13 protein-coding genes are annotated in these 22,467 nt (G+C 38.1%); 8 read left to right on the top strand and 5 right to left on the bottom strand.

All coding sequences use genetic code 11. The features are described from left to right. Positions 1-319 precede the first annotated feature (319 nt). A complete protein-coding gene (locus tag LB465_RS13070; protein WP_224470315.1) occupies positions 320-2,845 on the bottom strand; it encodes a glycoside hydrolase family 9 protein in 2,526 nt (841 codons plus the stop codon). A 124-nt stretch (positions 2,846-2,969) separates the two neighbouring features. Between LB465_RS13070 and LB465_RS13065 the strand changes: the two genes are divergently transcribed. Beyond that, positions 2,970-5,117 (top strand): thioredoxin domain-containing protein, encoded by a 2,148-nt coding sequence (locus tag LB465_RS13065; protein ID WP_224470314.1) that lies wholly within the window; start codon positions 2,970-2,972, stop codon positions 5,115-5,117. A gap of 801 nt (positions 5,118-5,918) precedes the next feature. Here LB465_RS13065 and xylA read toward each other — a convergent pair. From xylA to LB465_RS13050, 3 genes are read right to left on the bottom strand one after another with little or no spacing between them, the layout of a single operon-like run. Beyond that, entirely contained in the window at positions 5,919-7,235 is a 1,317-nt protein-coding gene (gene xylA, locus LB465_RS13060) for a xylose isomerase (RefSeq protein WP_224470313.1), read from the bottom strand. Between the two features lie 5 nt (positions 7,236-7,240). Next, positions 7,241-8,734, bottom strand: coding sequence for a xylulokinase (locus tag LB465_RS13055; protein WP_224470312.1), 1,494 nt, complete (start codon positions 8,732-8,734; stop codon positions 7,241-7,243). 20 nt (positions 8,735-8,754) lie between these two features. Next, positions 8,755-10,353 carry a sugar porter family MFS transporter gene (locus LB465_RS13050; protein WP_224470311.1) on the bottom strand — a complete coding sequence of 533 codons (1,599 nt, stop codon included), beginning with the start codon at positions 10,351-10,353 and terminating at the stop codon, positions 8,755-8,757. A 146-nt stretch (positions 10,354-10,499) separates the two neighbouring features. Here LB465_RS13050 and LB465_RS13045 point away from each other — a divergent pair, with 146 nt between their 5' ends. Genes LB465_RS13045 through LB465_RS13025 form a run of 5 tightly spaced genes read left to right on the top strand, consistent with a single transcriptional unit; the run spans position 10,500 to position 15,720 of the window. Continuing rightward, positions 10,500-11,219, top strand: coding sequence for an NUDIX hydrolase (locus LB465_RS13045; protein ID WP_224470310.1), 720 nt, complete (start codon positions 10,500-10,502; stop codon positions 11,217-11,219). A gap of 31 nt (positions 11,220-11,250) precedes the next feature. After that, positions 11,251-13,197, top strand: coding sequence for a sialate O-acetylesterase (locus LB465_RS13040; RefSeq protein WP_224470309.1), 1,947 nt, complete (start codon positions 11,251-11,253; stop codon positions 13,195-13,197). A 20-nt stretch (positions 13,198-13,217) separates the two neighbouring features. Next, positions 13,218-13,874 carry a fructose-6-phosphate aldolase gene (fsa, locus tag LB465_RS13035; RefSeq protein WP_075325786.1) on the top strand — a complete coding sequence of 219 codons (657 nt, stop codon included), beginning with the start codon at positions 13,218-13,220 and terminating at the stop codon, positions 13,872-13,874. A 3-nt stretch (positions 13,875-13,877) separates the two neighbouring features. Next, positions 13,878-14,723 (top strand): transketolase, encoded by an 846-nt coding sequence (locus tag LB465_RS13030; RefSeq protein WP_224470308.1) that lies wholly within the window; start codon positions 13,878-13,880, stop codon positions 14,721-14,723. Positions 14,724-14,766: 43 nt separating this feature from the next. Beyond that, positions 14,767-15,720 (top strand): transketolase family protein, encoded by a 954-nt coding sequence (locus tag LB465_RS13025; protein ID WP_224470307.1) that lies wholly within the window; start codon positions 14,767-14,769, stop codon positions 15,718-15,720. A gap of 94 nt (positions 15,721-15,814) precedes the next feature. Here the strand turns inward: LB465_RS13025 and LB465_RS13020 are convergent, their stop codons facing one another. Next, positions 15,815-16,636: an alpha/beta hydrolase gene (locus LB465_RS13020; protein WP_224470306.1), complete on the bottom strand. Its 822-nt coding sequence runs from the start codon at positions 16,634-16,636 to the stop codon at positions 15,815-15,817. Between the two features lie 725 nt (positions 16,637-17,361). Here LB465_RS13020 and LB465_RS13015 point away from each other — a divergent pair. Further along, a complete protein-coding gene (locus tag LB465_RS13015; protein ID WP_224470305.1) occupies positions 17,362-20,538 on the top strand; it encodes a SusC/RagA family TonB-linked outer membrane protein in 3,177 nt (1,058 codons plus the stop codon). A gap of 11 nt (positions 20,539-20,549) precedes the next feature. Continuing rightward, a complete protein-coding gene (locus tag LB465_RS13010) occupies positions 20,550-22,439 on the top strand; it encodes a RagB/SusD family nutrient uptake outer membrane protein (RefSeq protein ID WP_224470304.1) in 1,890 nt (629 codons plus the stop codon). Positions 22,440-22,467 lie beyond the last annotated feature (28 nt).

The following is a 22,467-nucleotide window of genomic DNA, read 5'->3' as shown; positions in this document are numbered from 1 at the left end:
TATAAACCATGATTTTTAGCCTCTCAATTTCATTTAAAATGAATATAAAGATTCTAAAGAAGAACTTTAAAATTATTAGGAATTGAACCTAGTAAAGACTTCAAAATTTAAACTCTTAAGAACAACTAAGTTTAAAAGCTTGCTTCAATATCAAGTTATGCCTCCTGGTTCTTGCCCAGAGGTAGTATAATTAATCTAAAAATCTTTTTTGGATGTTGGTTTTCGCCTATAGCCTGTATTTATTATATCCCAGTTCTTCTGTGAAATTTACTGGAAGGACTGGGATGAAATACAAGAGTAAGATTAAATATAAGGAGCTCTATTCGTTCAGTAGGGCATTTACCGCATTTACAAGGTAAATATAGGTGGAGCCGACACTTATTACATATTCATTTTGCCCCCAAAGGAATGGCCAGTCTTCTCTGTTTTCCGGAAAGTCCGGCTTTAAAATTAATACACCCGGCACAACTCCTCCTGCAATAAAAGAAAAATCTGCCCGGTTCATCCCGTATGCTACTTTTTTAGACTTTGTACCTACGCCCGAAACAAAAGAGATAGAGGAATCTGGATGTGTTCCGTAAATATAATTTAGTCCTTTAAATATATATTCTTTATCAATTAGCTCCGGAAAGGCTTTATGAAGCAGATAATTATTCATAGCAAATGCAATAACCTGTCCATTGCCTGCCCAGCCGCCACGACCAATTGGTACACCAAATGGATTTTCCTCATAATGTGCATCCAGCTCACTCTGATAAGCCCTTGTTCTTTCTTTCATCTTATTCTCGAAAGAATTGCTCATATAAGGGATTACCTTAGCAGCACGACCGGCATGAGAAGCAAAGTTGGAATCAATAACCGGCCACATTTCTTCAATACGATCAGCGTATTTTTGGTCTTTTGTTGCAAGTAAAAGCTCTACAGCTGCTTTTAACTCTTCATCTTCCAATGTTCCACCGGTGGTGTTTCCGTGATGAAAAAGATCTGGTTCATTGGCATGTTCGTTGTCCCATACTTTTTTTGCTGTATTAAGGGATTCCTGCGACAGGGAATCATTATAGCCTTTAAGAACCCTGCTCGCAGCAGCAAGAGCAGCTATAGAACCATAATTTAGAGGTGTAGATTTGCTGGTAAAAGCCCATCTGTCATCAAGCTTCCCGCTTCTATAGCCGTCCGATTCAAGCGGATCCATGTTCTTGTTATAAATAAGGTTGTCTGTCATTGTCAATCCGTCGCCCAGGTGAGTGTATTGGGAAATATCAGGTACGATAATCCCTGGTATAGCATGCCCTACAGCTCTATGCTGTGCAATTAAAGCCAGGGTTCCATGTTCGATTTGCTGAAGCATATCGGGTTTTCCATCAGGATTATGAATATCAACATATTTTGCATCATAGTCCACTAAAGTCTGATCACGCTCAAGATTAAAATCTTCATAAGCATAAACTAAGTTATTAACTACGTAGTACTGGGTTTGTGTTCTAATATCATAATCTCCCGCATCATACCATCCTCCAATATTTAATCCGGGAATATGTTCCCCGGGTTCATATTGCGTGTCTGTTGTTGGCCCCTGGGCATAAAGATCAAAGTGCTCATGATCTAGAGGGGCTTGCAAAGCATCATCCAGGTGGGAAGCACCATGCCATACGCGGTAAGCTTCATTGACCAGCATGTGATCCATTTGTACAGGGAAAAATATATCGTTCGTAGGATGCCACGCGTCTTCATAAATATTCTCGCCAATTACAAATGGAGCCGAGATTTCTTCACCATAACTAATAACGTAGGTGCCCGGCTCTCTTACTTCAGAAAAATCATAATGGAAATAAATGTAACGTGTATATTGTCCCCACCTTGAAAGTTCTCCTATTTGCACATCAATTTTTTTACCTTCTTCGGAAATTTTCTGTAGAGTAGCAGTTTGTTCAGGAGTGGCCTTTTTATCCAGTTCTATTACGGCCACTTTTTTCTGATTTGGATGATAACCAACTTGTGAATGTGCAATTATGGGATTGCGTGTCCATCCGGGAATAGAGTTTGCTGAAATAAACCACTCCAGAACCTTTCCTGTTTTGCCTTCGGGAAGCAGGCTTCTAACTATATACCAGCCATTTTGGGCTTTGTCTCTTCCGTCGTACAGCATTAATTCTGCATCTTCTGAAGTTATCGTCACCCTACGCTCTGCATCTTCCGGCGCCAGCACAAGTTTCTGACCTGTAGCCATAGGTTTTGGCGAGGTGTAGTCGGAATCATCTTTCTTCATATCACTGCTTGGATACAGCGGAAAAACATCACTCTTCCCATCCATATAATAAGTTTTTTCCCAATAAGCTGAAGGAATAAATTCTATATTTAAACCAGCTCTGCCAACCAAAATTTCGGGAACAGCTTCGTCCAGGTGCACACTTAGGAGGACACCATCATCTTTAGCTTCCGCACGAATCATATACTCAAAATTATAGTCCGGATATGCCTGATAAGTATCTATAAGATTGTTTGCCTGATCAATTTTTCTTTCAGAAAAAGTAGGAATGGCATCCCATTGTTCAGGAGTGGCATGTAATCGCACATCTCCATTGGTAGCTGTGCGCACCCCATGATGGATTATTTCTATACCGCTTATTTTTGAATCGCTGAAAAGCCCGTCGTACCAGTTACTAAAGGCCAGAATATTTACGCCCGGGGCCTCGAAATACTCTTCCTCATTTAATTCCAGATCGGTATCCTGAGCAAATAGTGAAGAGAATGAAAATAGAAATGCAAGAAGAGGAAAGGCTAGTTTTCCGTGTTTCGAAAAATTAATTGTTTGTTTTTCTTTGGAAATAAGGTAAGAGTGTTTCATAAGGAAATTTGGTTTCATTAAATTTTAACGGGTCATTTTAAAAAGCGCAATCGATTTCTTTAAATTTAGATAATTTTATGAAAATCCACTATATTTATCACTTCAAATTTAATTTAAAAATTTAGTGGTATTCAGGATAAATTTTAAACTCTCGCTATTAATCATTATCATTTGTTGCTTTACAGGATGTAAAGATGAACCAAAAGAAGAAGAGGATGTTAAAAAAAATCGTCTTGCTAAAGCCAATAGTCCGTATTTAAAGCAGCACGCAGATAACCCTGTAGATTGGTATGAATGGGGGGCTGAAGCTCTTGAGAAAGCCAAAGAAGAAAATAAACCTATAATAATTAGTGTTGGTTATGCTTCCTGCCACTGGTGCCATGTGATGGAAAGAGAAAGTTTTATGGATTCCAGCGTGGCCGAAATTATGAACCGCGACTTTGTTTCCATAAAAATTGATCGTGAAGAACGCCCCGACATTGATAAGATTTACATGAATGCAGCCCAGCTTCTAAACGGTAGCGGTGGCTGGCCATTAAATGCCGCTGCACTTCCTAATGGAAAGCCTTTTTTTGCAGGAACCTATTTCCCTACTGGGGAATGGAAAAATATTCTAAATAAGATTGCTATAGCTTATAAAGAAGATAAAGAGTCGTTGGTAGAAACTGCAAACGCTTTAACTGAAGGAATTAAAAGTACAAACAGCTTGGGTGATCTTGGCTTAACGAAAAATGAAATTTCAAAAACTGAATATCTTTCAGTTATGGAAGCCTGGGAGCCAAGGTTTGATAGAGAAAAGGGTGGTTACCAGGAAGAACAAAAATTTCCGTTACCTGTAAGCTGGGATGCACTTTTGCAGTATTATTACCTTACCGGAAATGAAGAAGTGCTGGAAATAGTGAAAACCACATTAGACAATACGGCTCGGGGAGGAATTTACGACCAGCTTGGAGGAGGGTTTTCCCGATACACCACAGATCCCGACTGGCTAATTCCGCATTTTGAAAAGATGCTTTACGATAACGCACAGTTAATTAGTTTGTATTCTAAAGCTTATAAAGTTATACCATCTGAAGAATACAAAGCGATTATAGAGGAAAGCCTGAAATTTGTTGAGCGGGAATTGTCTAATAATGAGGGTGGCTTTTATTCTTCCTTAAATGCCGAAACTGACGGGGAAGAGGGGAAATTTTACGTTTGGTATATTGAAGAACTCCGCAATACTTTAAATGCTTCTGAAGTTGAACTGATTACAAATTATTATAATATTGAACCATACGGTAACTGGGAGAAAGGAAAAAATATACTTTATCGCAGGTCTTCACCAGAAGAATTTGCTCGTGAAGAAGGAATGGCTTACAAGGATCTTAAAACTTCCCTTACCCATGCTAAGGAAAAGATGCTGGAAGAAAGACAAAGCAGAAATCGCCCCAAAGTTGATGATAAATCTCTTACATCCTGGAATGCCCTGATGATAGACGCCTATCTGGATGCATTTTTAGCTTTAGGAAATAGGGAATACCTTCAAAATGCTATAAAATGTGCTGATTTTCTTTCTGACAAGATGCTAAAACCTGATTACAGTATCTGGAGAAGCTATAAGGATGAACAAAGCAGTATAAGCGCTTTTCTGGATGATTACGCACTATTGAGCCAGGCTTATATTAACCTTTATCAGGTAACTTTTGACATTGAATGGCTCCGGAAAGCACAGAAAGTTACTGATTACGTTATTAACAATTTTAGGGATGACGATAGTGGTATGTTTTATTATACTTCAAATGACGACGACGACCTAGTAGCGAGAAAAATGGAACTGGATGATAACGTGATTCCTTCTTCAAATTCGGTTATGGCACAGAATCTTTTTGCCCTTGGTACACTACTGGAAAATGAAGATTATTTAAGTATGAGCGAAGAAATGCTTGGCCAAATGTATGACCTGACAATGGAGGATCCTTCTTTTTATGCGAATTGGACGAAATTAATTGGAACTAAGGCTTTTGGAGCATACGAAATTGCTATTGTAGGAAATAGGGCCCAGCAAAAGAATCTTCATATCCAGAAGAAATATTTGCCAACATCTATCTTTATGGGGGGCAAAGAGGAAAATCTACCACTCCTCAAAAGCAAATATGTAGACGGTGAGACTCTTATTTATGTATGCCAGAATAAAACCTGTAAATATCCTGTTTCTTTACCAGAAGAAGCTATTGATATTATAGAAAACTACCGCACAGGCAGGGAAGAAAATATTAATATCTGGAACTAATTTTTCTCTGCAATTTTCTAGTGAAGGCACAAAAAGATCTTACCTAAGCCAAAATATGGCCTTTCTTGAGGCTTGCAAGCGGCTTGTATATAGCCTTTAAAAGATGATCTAATATTGTAAAAATTTATAGCAGGGATGGTGAAGAAATTATTGTTGCCCGGTTTTTTTGGATAATTTTTGCAGGTGGTGCCACTGCCAGATTCATCGCCCGGCATTTCTTGATGATACAGATGCCTAGGAAATATCTACGACCTGGGACCTGGGTTTGCCCCCCGTGTCCAAAAAACAATCCATAGCGGGAGGATGCTGGTAGATGTATTTGATATTTTTTCTTCTCGTCCCGAAAATGATTTTCTTTCCGAACTGGAGGATAACGAAGCCTATGCTCTGGTTAATCCAGCGCAGCAGTAAGCCGTTTACTTTCTTGAAGGGGATGATGTGAACCTGAATGTTTCATACGTACAAGGTAAGCTCCAACTTCGCTGGCTTAACATAAACACCGGCACATAACTGGAGACCCAATATGCTAAAGTGGTGATAGCATCAGTTTGCAGGCTGCAGGTTCAGGCCAGTGGGCGGTAATTATTCAGAAAGATTAGACATAAAAAACTTCCTTTTCAGGAGTTTTTTATGCTATTTTAAAGGAATGGGAATAAAGTTGGGTAAGCACTTATCCTCTTTTTTATACTCAAAGAATCGGTAACTATATTTTTAATCTGAATCACTCCAAAACCAATAATTCCCCTGAAAACCAGTCTCAGAGGAATTATTGAAATTATAAAGTTTAATTAAGGCTAATTCTTAATAGGCATTTGCAATAATTTGCTCGTATAATTCTTGCTTACCGCTTATTTGCTTTGGTTCTCCAAGCTCTTTGGCTATTTTGCTAATTTCTTCAAGAGAAAGGTCTCCTTTTTCAAATTTACTTCCGTTACCACTATCAAAAGAAGCATAACGATCTTTGCGAAGCTTTTTATAGTCTGTGTTTTGTAGTACATTGTCTGCAGCAATAAGTCCGCGTGCAAATGCATCCATACCTGCTATATGAGCTATAAATTTATCTTCAAGATCGGTAGAATTTCTTCTTACTTTAGCATCAAAATTGATTCCCCCACCTTGAATTCCTCCTCCTTCAAGGATTACTAACATAGCTTCGGTTATTTCATAAACGTCGATTGGAAATTGATCGGTATCCCAACCATTTTGGTAATCTCCACGGTTAGCATCAATACTTCCTAACATTCCGGCATCAATAGCGGTTTGTAATTCGTGCTGAAAAGTATGGCCTGCAAGGGTAGCGTGGTTTACTTCGATATTAATTTTAAAATCTTTTTCCAGTCCGTAATTCTTTAAGAATCCTATAGAAGTAGCAGTATCATAATCATACTGGTGCTTGGTAGGCTCCATAGGTTTTGGTTCTATAAGAAAATTCCCTTTAAAACCTTGTTTACGGGCGTAGTCACGACAAGTAGTTAAAAACTGAGCCAAATGATCCTGCTCACGCTTCATGTCGGTATTTAAAAGGCTCATATAGCCTTCACGGCCTCCCCAGAATACATAATTTTCACCATTAAGGGCTATAGTTGCATCTATAGCAATTTTTGCCTGTGCGCTGGCGCGTGCCACTACATTAAAATCAGGATTGGTAGATGCTCCATTCATATAACGAGGATCGCTAAACAGGTTAGAAGTACCCCAAAGTAATTTAATGCCGGTTTCCTGTTGCTTTTGTTTTGCATAGTCAACCATAGTTTCCATACGCTTTTCAAACTCAGAAAGCGAAGAACAATCATCTACAACGTCAATGTCGTGAAAACAGTAGTAAGGAATGCCCAGTTTCTCGATAAATTCAAAAGCCGCATCCATTTTATCTTTGGCGCGATCTATTACATTTTCTTTTTTGTCCCATTCAAAGGTTTCAGTTTCTGCTCCAAAAGGATCTCCTCCTTTATTATTGAAGGTATGCCAGTAAGCCACAGCAAATCTTAAATGCTCTTTAAGGGTTTTTCCGGCTACCGTTTTGTTTTCGTCGTACCATTTGTAGGCTAAAGGGTTTGAACTTTCCCGGCCTTCAAATTGAATTTTATCTATTCCTTTAAAAAATGTGTTGTTACTCATAATTATTATTCTTTAATTTTAATATTCTGTTTCCATTCCTGGTAAATTTCCTGATACTGCTTACTCAATTTTTCGTTAGGCTCCATTCGTTCCAGGCATTTTAGGCTCGTAAAAGCTTCATCAAACTCTTTATAAAAGCCATAACCTACAGCGGCACCTCGAGCAGCACCTTCTGCACCAGATGTATTGTAAAGTTCTAAAGTAGTTTGCGTAGTATTCACAAAAATTTCTCTAAAAACCGGACTTAAAAAAAGGTTATCCTTTCCGGCTCTTACCACTTTTCCTTCCACGCCGATAGATTGCATTACCTCAAAACCATAATTCATAGCAAAAACAATCCCTTCGCAGGCAGATCTTATAAGATGAGCCGGCTGGTGAATGTTATAGTTAAGGTTTTCTATTCCCGAATTCACTTCTTTATTGCTGAAAATTCGCTCTACTCCGTTTCCGAAAGGGTAGAAGCGAAGGCCTTTGCTTCCCGGTTCAACTTTAGCAGCCTCTTCGTTTAATTTTTCGTACGGAATAAGTTCTTCCCTTCCTACCGAAATTATTTTTCTTAACCATTGGTAAAGAATTCCTGAACCATTTATACATAAAAGCACCCCGTTGTGTTTTGCTTTTTCGGTATTATTTACGTGAAGAAATGTATTCACCCTGCTTTCAGGATCAAATGTGTTTTCTGCACTCACTGCGTACATTACTGCTGAAGTTCCCGCGGTGGTTGCGATATCACCCGGCTTTAAAGCATTAAGCGAAAATGCATTGTTGGGTTGGTCCCCAGCCCTGTAATTTATTTTGGTTTCCGGGTCAAGGCCTAATTCATTCGCGATTTCGGCGCTTACTGTAGCCTGGTCTCCAAAACTTGGAACAATTTCTGGGATAAAATCTTCAGAAAGCCCCATTTTATCCAGGACCTCGGTTGCCAATTTTCCTTTAGAGAAATCCCATAAAGCGGCTTCAGATAGACCTGAAGTACTTATTTGAGGAGTTCCCGAAAGTTTTGCCGCGATATAATCTCCCGGCAACATCATAAAAGAAGCTTTTTTGAAGTTTTCAGGTTCATTTTCTTTTACCCACTTCAATTTAGAAGCGGTGAAATTCCCCGGGCTACCCAGAATCTGATTTTTACTAATTTCTTCACCAATTGCTTTATAGGCCTCATCTCCGATTTCAACGGCGCGGCTGTCGCACCAAATAATAGAAGGCCTTACCGGATTAAGTTTTTCGTCGGTTAAAACGAGTCCGTGCATTTGGTATGCAATGCCAATACCTTTAATTTTTTTGAGGTCAATTCCTTCTTTATTCTTAAGAATGCTAATTCCTTTCTTTACATTTTCCCACCACTTTTCCGGATCCTGTTCGGCCCAACCAAATTTTGGTGCAGCGATCTCCATTTCAAATTCGGGGACTTTAGCCGAAGCAATAGTTGTTCCTTTTTCGGCATCTAATACCGATAATTTGATTGAAGAACTTCCTAAATCTATTCCTAAAAAATACATACGTTAATTCTTGATTTATTTTATTTTGATATCCAAATGTTTTCCATTTCCTCAAGCGTTTTTTCTTTGGTTTCCGGTACAAATTTCCAAATAAATAAACCGGAAAGGATCGCCATTATTCCGTAGATCCAGTATGGAAAACCATTGTTGAACATGGCTACCAAATCAGAATTATTATTCATCATTGGGAAAGTCCAGGACACTAGTAAATTGGCAAGCCATTGTACAGCTACGGCTACAGCCATAACCCCTTTTATAGAGTTAGGGAAAATTTCAGAAAGCAATACCCAAACTACGGGTCCCCAAGACATAGCGAAAGCAGCGATGTAGAAAAGCATAAACATTAAAGCGGTAATTCCTGTTGTTTCAAAGTAAAGTGCAAAACCAAGCCCAATCATACTAATTGCCATCACGGCACTACCAATCATCATTAATTTCTTACGGCCAAATTTGTCCACGGTAGAAATTGCCACCACAGTAAAGATCATATTAATAGCACCTACAATTATGGTTTGGAGCATAGAAGCATCGGTTTCCATACCCATTCCTCTAAAGATTTCCGGTGCGTAATAAAGTACCACATTTATTCCCACAAATTGTTGAAAAATGGATAGCAACAAGCCAATAATAACTACTGTTCCTCCAAAATAAAGCCAGTGGGCCTTTTTCTTACCAAACGATTTCTTGATTTCGGCTAATACACCTGCAGCTTTTTCGGTACCATTTAAATTGGTAAGAACTTTAAGAGCATCTTTCTCGTTGCCTTTCATTACCTGGAACCTTGGAGTTTTAGGCACTAAAAGTAAAGCAAGGAAGAATATAGTAGCGGGAATACCTTCAGAAAGGAACATATATCTCCAACCGGCGGTGTTGATCCAGGTTTCGGTTTGTCCCTGAACAATAAAATAGTTCACAAAGTAAACCACCATCATCCCGCTCACAATAGCTAACTGGTAAAAACTAACCAATTTACCGCGTATTTTAGGCGGCGCCATTTCTGCAATATATAAGGGTGCCAGCATACTCGCTAAACCAACTCCCATACCTCCAATTATTCTATATACAATAAAAGCTGAAAGTGAATCCCCAAAGAAAATATTCATAGTATCGGGATAAGCTGAACCGATTGCTGAAAGTACAAACAACATAGCGGCTATGAGAAGTCCGTTACGCCTTCCAATTGAATTAGCTACATTATCTCCTAATGACGCTCCAATAATACATCCCACTAGTGCGCTACTAACCATAAAGCCGAGAATAGAATTTTTTAAATTTTCGGTTAGAACGCCTGGCAGACTTAAAAATTGAAAATAGTAAACAGCGCCACCTATAAGTACAAAAAGACCTATTATGGTGTAGGCTTTTGTTTTACTGAAGAATTTAAGAAGAAAAGAACTAAATAAGATTACAAGGGCTAAAACACAAATGCTAATAATTACTTTAAACTGAAAAATGGCAGCTATTGCCAGGTCTTTGTCGGTTTCTAATGCTCCAATAAAATAGTTTTCAAGAGCGCCCACAGCTCCAGAAATTACGGCTGTGTCATACCCAAATAATAAGCCTCCAAGACTTGCAACGATGGTTATTAAAACAATACTACTCTTATTTAATTTTGCCATTTATAGATATCTTATGGTTTATTTGACTACAAGTATAGTTATTTTTTTTTATATTAGCAATTTACAAGCCTTAATTAAAGTAGGATAGTAAAAAACAAGGCTATAACTTGTTTATATCTTTATAAAGATACCTATTATATACACTTATGAAAAATCCGTTGCCATTTCTTCCAACTAATGATCTTTCTGCAGCAGAAGTTATGAGTTCTATTACTATTGACTGCTGTGTATTCAGTTTTGAAAAAGGAAATCTGGAAGTTTTATTAGTACAACATGGCGAAGGTATTAGTAAAGGTAAATGGGGGCTTCCAGGGGGGTGGATTAAAAAGGAAGAAGATATAGACGTAGCAGCTGATAGATTACTATCTGAATTAACCGGTGTAAAAGATATTTACTTAGAACAGGTAAGGACTTTTGGTAAGCCCGAACGATTTCCTCTGGGGCGTGTAATTACGGTTGGTTATTATGCTTTGATTAACAGGGAGGATTTTAATGTAAAGGCCGGTTTTACGGCTTCAGAAGCAAAATGGTATAGGGTAAAGGACATTCCAGATCTTATTTACGATCATAACGAAATTTTGCAGGCAAGTTTAAATCGTCTACGTGGAAAAGTAAAACGTGCCCCAATAGGTTTTAATCTCCTTCCCGAAAAATTCACTCTTCTCCAGTTGATGCAGTTATATACTGAGATATTAGATGTGGAAATGGACAAAAGTAATTTTCGAAGAAAGTTCTTGAAAATGAAACTTTTACAGGAAGCAGGAGGTAAGCAAACCGGAGTTTCTCATAGAGCAGCTAAGCTATATAGGTTTGATGAAGAAATTTACCAAAACCTAACCCGAAAGGGATTTAATTTTGAATTTTAAATTTTATTTCTCCTTAAATTAACAATGAATTATGAAAATTCTGAATTTTACAAAAAGAATATTGTTGGTTTTATTTCTTACAAGTGTAGGGACAACATTTGCACAAATAAAACTTCCCCAATTAATAAGTGATAATGTAATCCTGCAACGGGATACCGAACTTAAAATTTGGGGGTGGGCTGCTAATGGAGAAGTGGTAACAATGCAGTTTCAAGGAAAAAATTTTACAGCAAAGACAAACGGTAATGGCAAATGGGAAGTTAAACTTCCCGCGCAAAAAGCTGGAGGTCCTTATAATATGACATTTAATGCTTCAAATACGATAGAAGTTAAAAACATTTTATTTGGCGATGTGTATTTATGTTCAGGGCAATCTAATATGGAATTACCAATGAGTCGCTTAGCTGACACCTATGCTGAAGAAATTAAAAATGCCAATAATTCTAAAATTAGGCAATTTCAGGTGCCCGATGAATATGAATTCACCGGAGAAAGAGACGATTTTTCTTCTGGTTCCTGGAAAGAGGTAAACGAGACAAATATTCTTGAGTTTTCTGGAGTAGCTTATTTCTTTGCAAAAGCGATCTATGAAAAAGAAGAAGTGCCTATTGGGCTTATTAATTCTGCCCTGGGAGGTTCGCCTGTTTCAGCCTGGATGGATAAGGAATCTTTAAAGGAGTTTCCGAAGTTTTATGAAGAGCATTTAAAATGGGGAAATCAGTCTTATTTAGATTCTGTAATCAATTCTGAACAAAAAGCGATAAATAAATGGTATGGAGATTTAGATAAAAAAGATACCGGTTTGCAACAAGAATGGTTCAAAACTGATGATGATAAAACTTCCTGGAAAGAAGTTGAGATTCCCGGATTTATTTCGGGAGAAGATAGAAATGATAGTGCAGGAGTGGCCTGGTTCTCCAAAACGGTAAATATTTCTCAGTTACCGGAATCTGATAAAGTGAAATTGCATTTAGGGAGATTGGTAGATATGGATTATGCCTATGTAAACGGGAAACAGGTTGGACATACCGGTTATCAATATCCACCCAGAAAATATGAGTTTGATGCAAAGTTATTAAAGGAAGGAGAAAACGAAATTGTAGTTCGGTTGGTAAACAATGGCGGGATTACAGGTTTTATAGAAGATAAACCTTATCATTTAATTTTAGATAAAGACACGCTTGATATTACAGGAACCTGGAAGTTTAAGCAGGCGGCTTCAATGCCAAATACGCCGGGACAAACTTTTATCAGGTGGAAATCGGGCGGACTTTACAACGCCATGATCGCTCCTCTACAGCATTTTGAGCTGAAAGGTGTTTTATGGTATCAGGGGGAATCTGATGCTGATGATCCTGAGCTTTATGCGAAAACATTCCCAAAAATGATAGAAAGCTGGCGTGAGTATTTTGATGATCCTGAGTTGCCATTCCTTCTGGTACAACTGCCAAATTTTATGGAAGAAACCACAGAGCCACAACAAAGTAGTTGGGCAGAAATGAGAGAGGTACAACGAAATACAGATCTCAATGTTCCTCATACTGGAATGGCCGTGACTATAGATCTTGGAGAGTGGAACGATATTCACCCGTTAAATAAAAAAGACGTAGGAAACAGGTTAGCTCTGGAGGCCAGGAAACTTATATATGATGAAGATATAATTAGTTCCGGTCCTTCTCCTGCAGATTGGAAAATCGAAGATGGAGCTGTTATTGTCAATTTTGATAACCTAAAATCTGGCTGGAAACTTAAAAACGGAAAGAACCCTGGTGGTTTTACAATTTCAGAAGATGGCAAGACTTTTCATAATGCAAAAGCAGAAGTATTGGATGATAATACTTTAAAAATTTATAATAACAAAATTAAAAATCCGGATGTAATAAGATATGCCTGGGCTAATAATCCCGGGAATGCCAATCTTTATAACCAGGAAGATTTACCGGCAGTCCCATTCGAAATAAAATTAACTAAAGAATAATAATTAAAACTAAACTTGATATGAAATTTTTTATTGATACAGCAAATTTAGATCAGATTAAAGAAGCACAGGATCTGGGCGTTTTAGATGGAGTAACAACCAATCCGTCTTTAATGGCAAAAGAAGGTATTACTGGAAAGGATAATATTCTTCAGCATTACCTTGATATTTGTGAGATAGTAGATGGAGATGTTTCTGCCGAAGTGGTAGCAACAGATTTTGATGGTATTGTGCGCGAAGGTGAAGAACTTGCCAAATTACACAAGCAAATTATTGTGAAAGTTCCTATGATTAAGGAAGGTGTAAAAGCCATCAAATACTTTTCAGATAAAGGCATAAAAACCAATTGTACATTAGTGTTTTCAGCAGGGCAGGCCTTGCTTGCAGCAAAAGCAGGTGCAACTTATGTTTCACCATTTTTAGGAAGACTTGACGATATTTCTACTGACGGATTAGACCTGATAGCTGATATCCGACTTATCTATGATAACTACGGTTTTGAAACCGAAATCCTTGCAGCGTCTATTCGCCATACTATGCACGTTATTAATTGTGCTAAACTTGGTGCCGATGTAATGACAGGACCACTATCTTCTATAGATGGATTGTTGAAACACCCACTTACCGATAGCGGACTTGCTAAATTTTTAGAAGACGCCAAATCATTTAATGTATAAGTTATGGAAATTAAGAAATTAGAAGATTTTGCTACCCAGGTTCGCCGGGATATTTTAAGGCAGGTTCATAAAGTGAATTCCGGTCACCCGGGAGGATCTTTAGGCTGTACAGAGTTTTTTACCGCTTTATACCAGGGCGGAATTATGGAACACAAACCCGAGTTTAATATGGATGGGAAAGACGAAGATTTATTCTTCCTTTCTAACGGCCATATTTCACCGGTTTTTTATAGTGTTTTAGCCAGAAGTGGTTATTTTCCTGTAGATGAATTGAATACTTTTCGTCTTATAGATTCCAGGTTACAGGGACACCCAACAACACATGAAGGCCTTCCGGGTATTCGTGTAGCTTCGGGTTCACTTGGCCAGGGAATGTCTGTAGCACTTGGTGCTGCACAGGCTAAAAAGCTGAATAAAGATAGTCACTTGATATTCTCACTTCACGGTGATGGAGAACTTCAGGAAGGTCAAAACTGGGAGGCTATTATGTATGCCGCTGGAAATAAAGTCGATAATATTATTGCTACGGTAGATCTTAATGGACAGCAAATTGACGGAAGTACCGAAACTGTTTTGCCAATGGGCAATTTAAAAGCCAAATTTGAGGCTTTCGGCTGGGATGTTATGGAGATTGAAGATGGTAACGATATGCAACAGGTACTTGATGGTTTAACCGAGGCCAAATCCCGCACCGGAAAAGGAAAACCGGTTTGCGTATTAATGACTACAGTAATGGGCAACGGCGTAGATTTTATGATGCACACTCATGCCTGGCACGGAAAAGCGCCTAACGATGAGCAGTTGGAAACCGCGCTTTCACAAAACCCGGAAACTTTAGGAGACTATTAAACATAGATTTCCGCCTTCGCGGAAATGACAAAGAAATAAGAGCATGAAAACATATACAGATACAGGAAAGAAAGATACCCGTTCCGGTTTTGGGGATGGACTTACCGAGCTTGGAAGAACGAATCCTAATGTGGTAGCACTTTGTGCCGATCTTGTAGGATCGCTTAAAATGCAGGATTTTATAGATGAAAATCCAGAGCGATTTTTCCAGGTAGGAATTGCAGAAGCCAATATGATGGGAATGGCTGCCGGTCTTACCATAGGCGGAAAAATTCCTTTCGCCGGAACTTTTGCCAATTTTGCTACAGGAAGGGTTTACGATCAAATTCGCCAATCTATCGCCTATTCAGGAAAGAACGTAAAGATTTGTGCATCTCACTCGGGAGTGACATTGGGAGAAGATGGGGCAACCCACCAGATTCTGGAAGACATAGGTCTTATGAAAATGTTACCTGGAATGACGGTAATCAACACCTGCGATTATAACCAGACCAAAGCAGCAACATTAGCAATTGCCGAGCACGATGGGCCGGTTTATCTTCGTTTTGGAAGACCAAAAGTGGCTAATTTCACTCCGGAAGATCAAAAGTTTGAGATTGGGAAAGCAGTTCATTTATATGAGGGAAATGATGTTACTATCATCGCCACCGGGCACCTGGTTTGGGAAGCTATAGAAGCCGCTCAAAAACTAAACGAAAAAGGGATTAGTGCTGAAGTGATTAATATTCACACTATTAAGCCATTGGATGAAGCTGCCATTATCAAATCGGTTAAAAAAACCGGTTGTGTGGTAACTGCTGAGGAGCATAACTTCCTTGGCGGACTTGGAGAAAGTGTTGCCCGGACTTTAGCCGAAAATAATCCGGCACCGCAAGAATTTGTGGCCACCCAGGATACTTTTGGAGAAAGCGGTACCCCGGAACAATTATTTGAAAAATACGGGTTAAATGCAGAAGCTATTTTAAAAGCAGCTGAAAAGGTAATTAAAAGGAAATAATTTCTTTCATACAAAAAATAAAAAAACCAATGAAACGATACTTCATTGGTTTTTTTATTCTCAAAATTTCACAAATTAAGTAGCTGCTAAAACCCTACTTAAAAAGTAGCTGGGAGAAATTATGAACATTCTTTTTCCATACTTCAAAATCGTGTCCTCCGGGAAGTAAAACATACTTATGGGCAATATCATTTTCCTCAAGATAATTATGAGCTTGTTCACTTATTTGTAATAAGTCATCTTCATCGCCACACGAGATGTACAGTAAGTTTAATTTGTTATTCACTGTCTCTGGGTTTTCGATTAGGTCCTTAGCTGGCCTGGTATTAGGGGCAGAAGAAAAACCACCTACATAAGAAAATTGTTCTAAGTTGCTCAGTTCAAAGTTTAAAGATTGTCCTCCTCCCATAGAAAGTCCTGCAATCGCCCTATGTTCCCTGTCTTTTATTACAGGATATTCTTTCTCAATAAAAGGGATCAAATCATTTAGAAGATCTTTCTCAAATGTGCTGAATGCTTCAATTTTTTCCTTTGAAAATATATCACCTTCGGCCCGATCATTTTTCATAGCTCTACCATTGGGTAATACCACGATCATAGGTTCAATTTTTCCTTCAGCATAAAGATTGTCTAAAATACTATTTAGTTTTCCGTTTTCTATCCAGGCATGCTCATCACCTTCTATGCCGTGCAATAAATATAAAACAGGGTAACTTTTAGTGGAATCAAAATTTGGAGGAGTGTAAACCATCGCTTTTCGATTTACTCTAACGGTTTTAGAAGAGTATGTAATCGAATCTAAATTTCCGTGCTGGTTATTGTTTTGAGGTTTTGCAAAATCACAGGGAATTGACTGTGATTTCCCGGAAAAACAAATCAGAGTAAATAAGAATAGTGGTAGATAAAATTTTTTCATTGAAATCTGGATTTTTGAGTTATGAAATGGAAATGTTTAGATTAAAAATCAGCCTTAAATCGATGGTTTTTAATCTAATTTTTACACGCTGAGTACTAATTTAAGTTTTAAACATCTTTTTAAGTGTAAAATTAACATTTTAAAGAAGAAATCCTTTTGATTGTTTGCTCATTGCCCGTAGTCTTAGGTTTCATAGGGGATAGGGCGTTTAAGTCTTTCTAAAATATGTCCTATTTTAACCGAATTTACATTGATTTTACCATTTTTTTACAGGCATGTAACATAACGTAAAGTAATTGTAACACGACAATTATTGATAAGTTGATTTTACAGATATATTTGATTCAGATTTTTTAAGGAATAATTCACATTTGAGTCCTTTTGCAATTTTGAAAACCTCGAAATACGCCGATTTTTAATTTCAGATTAACAAAATGCAGTCCGATTTCTTAAAATTATCTTAAACATAGAGAGGGTCGATATCTCTTTAATTTATGAACTAACAAATAAGCTTTTAACCAAAAAATTGTAGAACATGGCAAAAGATAATCTAACAAAAATGATTCTTCAAAAGATCAATATGGGTAATCAGTTTTTATCCTGTGGGACTAATAATGGTTGTGCCACTTTTTTTATCTCCAATTACTAATTCGTTATCGAATATGAATAGCAAGCCAATTGAAATGATCGTGAATCATTTTAATAGAGTTTAAAACATTTTTAATATGAAAATAAATTTACTAAAACTTCCATATCTAACTAAATTAACGGTTTTTGGGCTATTGGTTCAACTTCTGTTTTCTACTTCGGTATATGCTAATGATAATAAGCTGAAAAATGGGAGTGAGCAGCAAACAATTAGGGGAACGGTTACTTCTTCTGAAGATAACCTGGGAATACCCGGTGTGAATATCCTTGTAAAAGAAGTTCCAAACCTTGGTGCTGTGACCGATATGGATGGGAATTATACCATTAATGCTCCGGCTGATGCTACTTTGGTTTTTAGCTTTATAGGTTATAAAACCATTGAGAGGAAAGTTAATAATCAAACAGAAATTGACGTGATCATGGATCCGGACCAGGATGCATTAGATGAGGTTGTAATTGTTGGTTATGGTGAACAGAAAAGAGAAACTGTTGTTGCTTCTATTGCAGAGGTAAGCGGTGATGTTTTAGAGAGAGCAGGTGGGGTAACTAATATTGGAGCTGCTTTAACAGGAAATGTACCGGGAGTTATTACCAGTGCAAGTACCGGTATGCCGGGAGAAGAGGATCCCAGGATCTTGATTCGTGGCCAAAGTACCTGGAACGATTCTTCTCCGCTTATTCTTGTAGATGGTGTAGAGAGACCTATGTCTAGTGTAGCAATTAGCTCGGTAGAATCGATTTCAGTTTTAAAGGATGCTTCTGCAACCGCGGTTTACGGGGTTAGGGGTGCAAACGGGGTTATTCTTGTAACTACCAAAAGAGGTGAAAAAGGTGAAGCCATAATAAGGGCAAGAGTAAACACCACCATGAAAAGGCCATCTAAACTACCGGGTAAATACGATGCTTATGATGCTTTAAGAGTTCGTAATGAAGCAATTGAAAATGAACTTGGTTTAAACCCAAGCGCGTGGAATGATTATATGCCATTAGATATTATTGACAAATATAGAAATCCGGCAAACCAGGCAGAAAGAGAGCGCTATCCAAATGTAGATTGGGCAAACACACTTTTTCGTGATTACACAATGTCTTATAACGCAAACGTGAATGTAAGTGGGGGAACCGATTTTGTAAAATATTTTACTACTGCAGATTTCCTTAGAGAAGGCGATTTAATGAGACAGTATGATAATAACAGAGGGTATAAACCCGGTTATGGATTTAACCGTTTAAATGTAAGAGGTAATCTTGATTTTCAAATAACTCCTTCAACTTTATTCCAGGTGAACTTAGCTGGTTCTCACGGGGTGAAGAAAAGTCCGTGGGGAGCTACTGGAGATGAGTATAGCATGTGGGTTGCAGCTTACAGTACTGCACCAGATGTTTTTCTTCCAAGATATTCAGATGGAGCCTGGGGGTATTATGCGCCAAATGAAGGTGCAGCTACCAACTCTGTAAGAGTATTGGGAATTAGTGGAATTCAATATATGACTACTACTCGCTTAACCACAAACTTCACCTTAGATCAGGATCTGGATATGATCTTAGATGGTCTTAATTTTAACGGAACCATTGCATTAGATAATACATTTGTTGAAGCGGACCGTGGAATTAATGATTTGTATAACGATACACAGGAAAAATGGATAGACCCGGAGACAGGTACCGTTTTGTATCAGCAGGCGTATGATCCTAATAGCCGTTTTGATTTCCAGGAAGGTGTAAAATGGTCTACAAGTCCAGGTGCTGTGCAGGATTGGTCTTCTCATAGAAAGCTATTCTATCAGTTACAATTAAGATATGCCAAAAATTTTGCTGGACGTCATGATGTTTCTGTGATGGGTCTTATGAACAGAAATGAAAATGCTACCGGTAGCGAAATTCCACGATATAGAGAAGACTGGGTTTTTAGAACTACTTATACTTTAGACAATAAATACACTTTTGAATACAACGGTGCTTATAACGGGTCTGAAAAATTTAGCCCTGAAAACCGATTTGCTTTCTTTTCTTCAGGAGGGATTGGCTGGATTTTATCAAGAGAAAATTTCCTCGATTCTGTTTCATTTTTAGATATCCTAAAAATTAGAGCCAATTACGGTGAAATAGGAGATGATAATGTTGCCGGAAGATTTCTATATATGACTCAATGGGGCTATAATGGACTCGCCAGAATGGGAGTAACAGGCGAGCAGGCTGAACAGAGTCCGTATACCTGGTATTCGGAAGAATCGGTAGGAAATCCAGATGTTTCCTGGGAGAAAGTAAAGAAAACAAACATTGGAGTTGATTTTGGATTCTTTGATGGATTTGTAGAAGGTAGTTTCGACTATTTTAGAGATGAAAGAACCGATATTTTAATAAATGGTGGGGATAGAGCAATACCTTCTTATTTTGGAACAGAAGCGCCCGTTGCAAATCTTGGCCACGTAAAAAATGAAGGTTTTGAATTTGATCTTGATTTAAGTTACAGGTTCCAGAATGGTTTGAGGTTATGGTCAAATATTAATATGACTCATTCTCAGAATGAAGTAATAGATGCAGATGATCCAACCTTATTACCGAACTATCAAAAAAATGCAGGATTACAAATTGGTCAGGCATATTCACACGTTACTCCTGGTTATTACAACACCTGGGATGATCTTTATGCAAGTACCATTCACAATGCTAACGATAATCAAAAACTACCCGGAAATTATCACATTATAGATTTTAACGGGGACGGGGTAATAGATGCTTACGATAATATTCCATACGGTTTTACCGGTTCTCCACAAAATACCTATAACGCTACTGTTGGATTCGACTGGAAGGGCTTTAGTAGCTACGTGCAGTTCTACGGAGTAAATAATGTAACCCGTCAGGTTGTACTGGGAAGTTTGACTAGCCAGAATCACGTGGTTTATGAAGAAGGAAGTTACTGGTCAAAAAACAACTTTAATGCCGATTCACCAGTACCAAGGTGGCTTACCACCCCTAGTGGTTATAATGATGCCAATAGGTATATGTATGATGGTTCTTACCTAAGACTTAAAAATGCTGAAATAGCATATACTTTTGACGCCAGCTCTAGTTTAGTGGACAAATTAGGGGTCAAAAACCTAAGGATTTTTCTAAATGGAAATAATCTTTTCCTGTGGTCTGATATGCCCGATGACAGGGAATCTAATTTTGCGGGAACAGGTTGGGCTTCTCAGGGTGCATATCCTACTGTGAAGCGGTATAACTTAGGAGTAAATATTACTTTTTAAAAAAGCGTGTTATGAAAAACTACTTAAAATATATTATAAAATTTGGCTTTGCAATAGTTGCCATAATTTTAATTTCTTCGTGTGAAGATTATTTAGACAGGGAAGATGAATCTATAGTTTCAGAAGACGAAGCTTTTAAAAATTTCACTAATTTTCAGGGTTTTACAGAAGAATTATATCACTGTATTCCAGATTTTACAAATGCGTACTGGACAAATTCCTGGAATTGGGGAGATGATGAAATTGAATCTACCGCAAGGGATTTTCATTTTATAAATAAGATTGAAAACGGAAATTTTTGGGGTTGGCAAGCAGAATTCGATGGCTGGCAGGCCGGCTGGATGGATAGATATAACACCAGCACAGATGATGACAGGTTTTCTAAATCCCTTTGGCAATTAGGTTGGTATGGAATTAGAAAAGCCAATTTGGGACTTGCTAATATGGACCGGCTTACAGATGCCACCCAGGAAGAAAAAGACTTAATTAGAGGACAATTATTGTTCTTTAGAGGATGGTTCCATTTTCAATTCATCCAATATTTTGGAGGTCTACCATATATTAATGAAGTATTACCAAGTGATGAGCAACTTCAATTACCTCGTTTAAGTTATCACGAAGCCGCAGACCTTGCAGCACAGGATTTTCGTGCCGCCGCAGATTTGTTGCCAGTAGACTGGAACGAAACAGATGCCGGAAGTGCCACCTTAGGTAAAAACCAATTGCGTATTAATAAGATAATGGCACTTGGTTATTTAGGTAAGAATTATTTATGGGCAGCAAGCCCCTTAATGAATCAGGAATCAACCGGTAATTCTGGATACAATACTTCTTATGCTCAAAAAGCTGCTGAAGCCTTTGCAGAATTGCTTAACCTAACCGAATCTGGTGAAGCGAATTATTCCTTAGTACCATTTTCAGATTATCATTTAAACTTTTATACTTCAGGTCAAAACTGGCAATTACCCGGTAGTACCGAAGCTATCTTTCGCGGTCCTTATTTTGGGGCGCATGGATCTACTTATGGTACGGCAAAACAATATCAGCCGTCTCCAATTTTAACCGATGGAGATGTGAAATTCCTTCCTACTGCTAACTATGTAGATTTCTACGGAATGGCTAACGGAATGCCAATTGACGATATTACGCAAGCCGATCCCGAATCTGGTTATGATCCTGAATATCCCTGGAAAGACCGTGACCCAAGATTCTATAATGACATTGTTTATGATGGGGTTCGTACTGTTCAGGGTTCTATGCCAGCCGATGAGGAATATAACCGTTACGCAAATCTTTTTACCGGCGGGAGTTACAGAAATATTAGAACTGGAAGTAGAACCGGTTATATGCTTTACAAGTTTATTCCTATTACTGCGAATAAGTATGATGAAGGTTATGGTTATGGGAATAACCTAAATATACACCTGCCCTGGATGAGACTTTCTGATGTGTATCTAATGTATGCCGAGGCAGCTGCTCAGGCTTATGGATCTCCAACTGGCCAGGCTTCGGGATATAGTAAAACCGCTGTAGATGCTATTAATTTTGTGAGAGATCGAGCCGGTGTTGGTCATGTTGCCGATGAATTTTTAGGGTCTTTGGGCGCATTTATGAATGAAGTGCGCAGGGAGCGTGCTGTAGAATTAGCTTTTGAAAGACACAGGTTTAATGATTTAAGACGTTGGTTGTTACTAACCGAAAGTCCATATACTTTAAAGAAATCTGTAGAATTTGATAGAGCGGGAGAACTTAATACCGATGATCCTTCGCAAAACCGGGTTCTAAATTTAAGGGAAGAAGTTATTCTTGAAAGAAACTTTAGTAGCAAACACTATTGGCTACCCTTAAAAAATGTGGACGTAAATATGTATTTGGAATTTAGTCAAAATCCTGGCTGGTAACCACATTGTGTTGAATTTAAACATATAG

Source organism: Salegentibacter lacus, from assembly GCF_020164555.1.
GTDB classification, from domain to species: Bacteria; Bacteroidota; Bacteroidia; order Flavobacteriales; family Flavobacteriaceae; genus Salegentibacter; species Salegentibacter lacus.
Note: the sequence above shows the minus strand (reverse complement) of the source record. Positions and strands in the feature narration are given on the sequence as shown.

Bases quoted from the DNA above. Each gene is read 5' to 3' on its own strand.
- LB465_RS13070 (WP_224470315.1), bottom strand. From the start codon at position 2,845: ATGAAACACTCTTACCTTATTTCCAAAGAAAAACAAACAATTAATTTT.
- LB465_RS13010 (WP_224470304.1), top strand. From the start codon at position 20,550: ATGAAAAACTACTTAAAATATATTATAAAATTTGGCTTTGCAATAGTT.
- LB465_RS13030 (WP_224470308.1), top strand. From the start codon at position 13,878: ATGGAAATTAAGAAATTAGAAGATTTTGCTACCCAGGTTCGCCGGGAT.
- LB465_RS13055 (WP_224470312.1), bottom strand. From the start codon at position 8,734: ATGTATTTTTTAGGAATAGATTTAGGAAGTTCTTCAATCAAATTATCG.
- LB465_RS13050 (WP_224470311.1), bottom strand. From the start codon at position 10,353: ATGGCAAAATTAAATAAGAGTAGTATTGTTTTAATAACCATCGTTGCA.
- fsa (WP_075325786.1), top strand. From the start codon at position 13,218: ATGAAATTTTTTATTGATACAGCAAATTTAGATCAGATTAAAGAAGCA.
- LB465_RS13015 (WP_224470305.1), top strand. From the start codon at position 17,362: ATGAAAATAAATTTACTAAAACTTCCATATCTAACTAAATTAACGGTT.
- LB465_RS13020 (WP_224470306.1), bottom strand. From the start codon at position 16,636: ATGAAAAAATTTTATCTACCACTATTCTTATTTACTCTGATTTGTTTT.
- xylA (WP_224470313.1), bottom strand. From the start codon at position 7,235: ATGAGTAACAACACATTTTTTAAAGGAATAGATAAAATTCAATTTGAA.
- LB465_RS13040 (WP_224470309.1), top strand. From the start codon at position 11,251: ATGAAAATTCTGAATTTTACAAAAAGAATATTGTTGGTTTTATTTCTT.
- LB465_RS13025 (WP_224470307.1), top strand. From the start codon at position 14,767: ATGAAAACATATACAGATACAGGAAAGAAAGATACCCGTTCCGGTTTT.
- LB465_RS13045 (WP_224470310.1), top strand. From the start codon at position 10,500: ATGAAAAATCCGTTGCCATTTCTTCCAACTAATGATCTTTCTGCAGCA.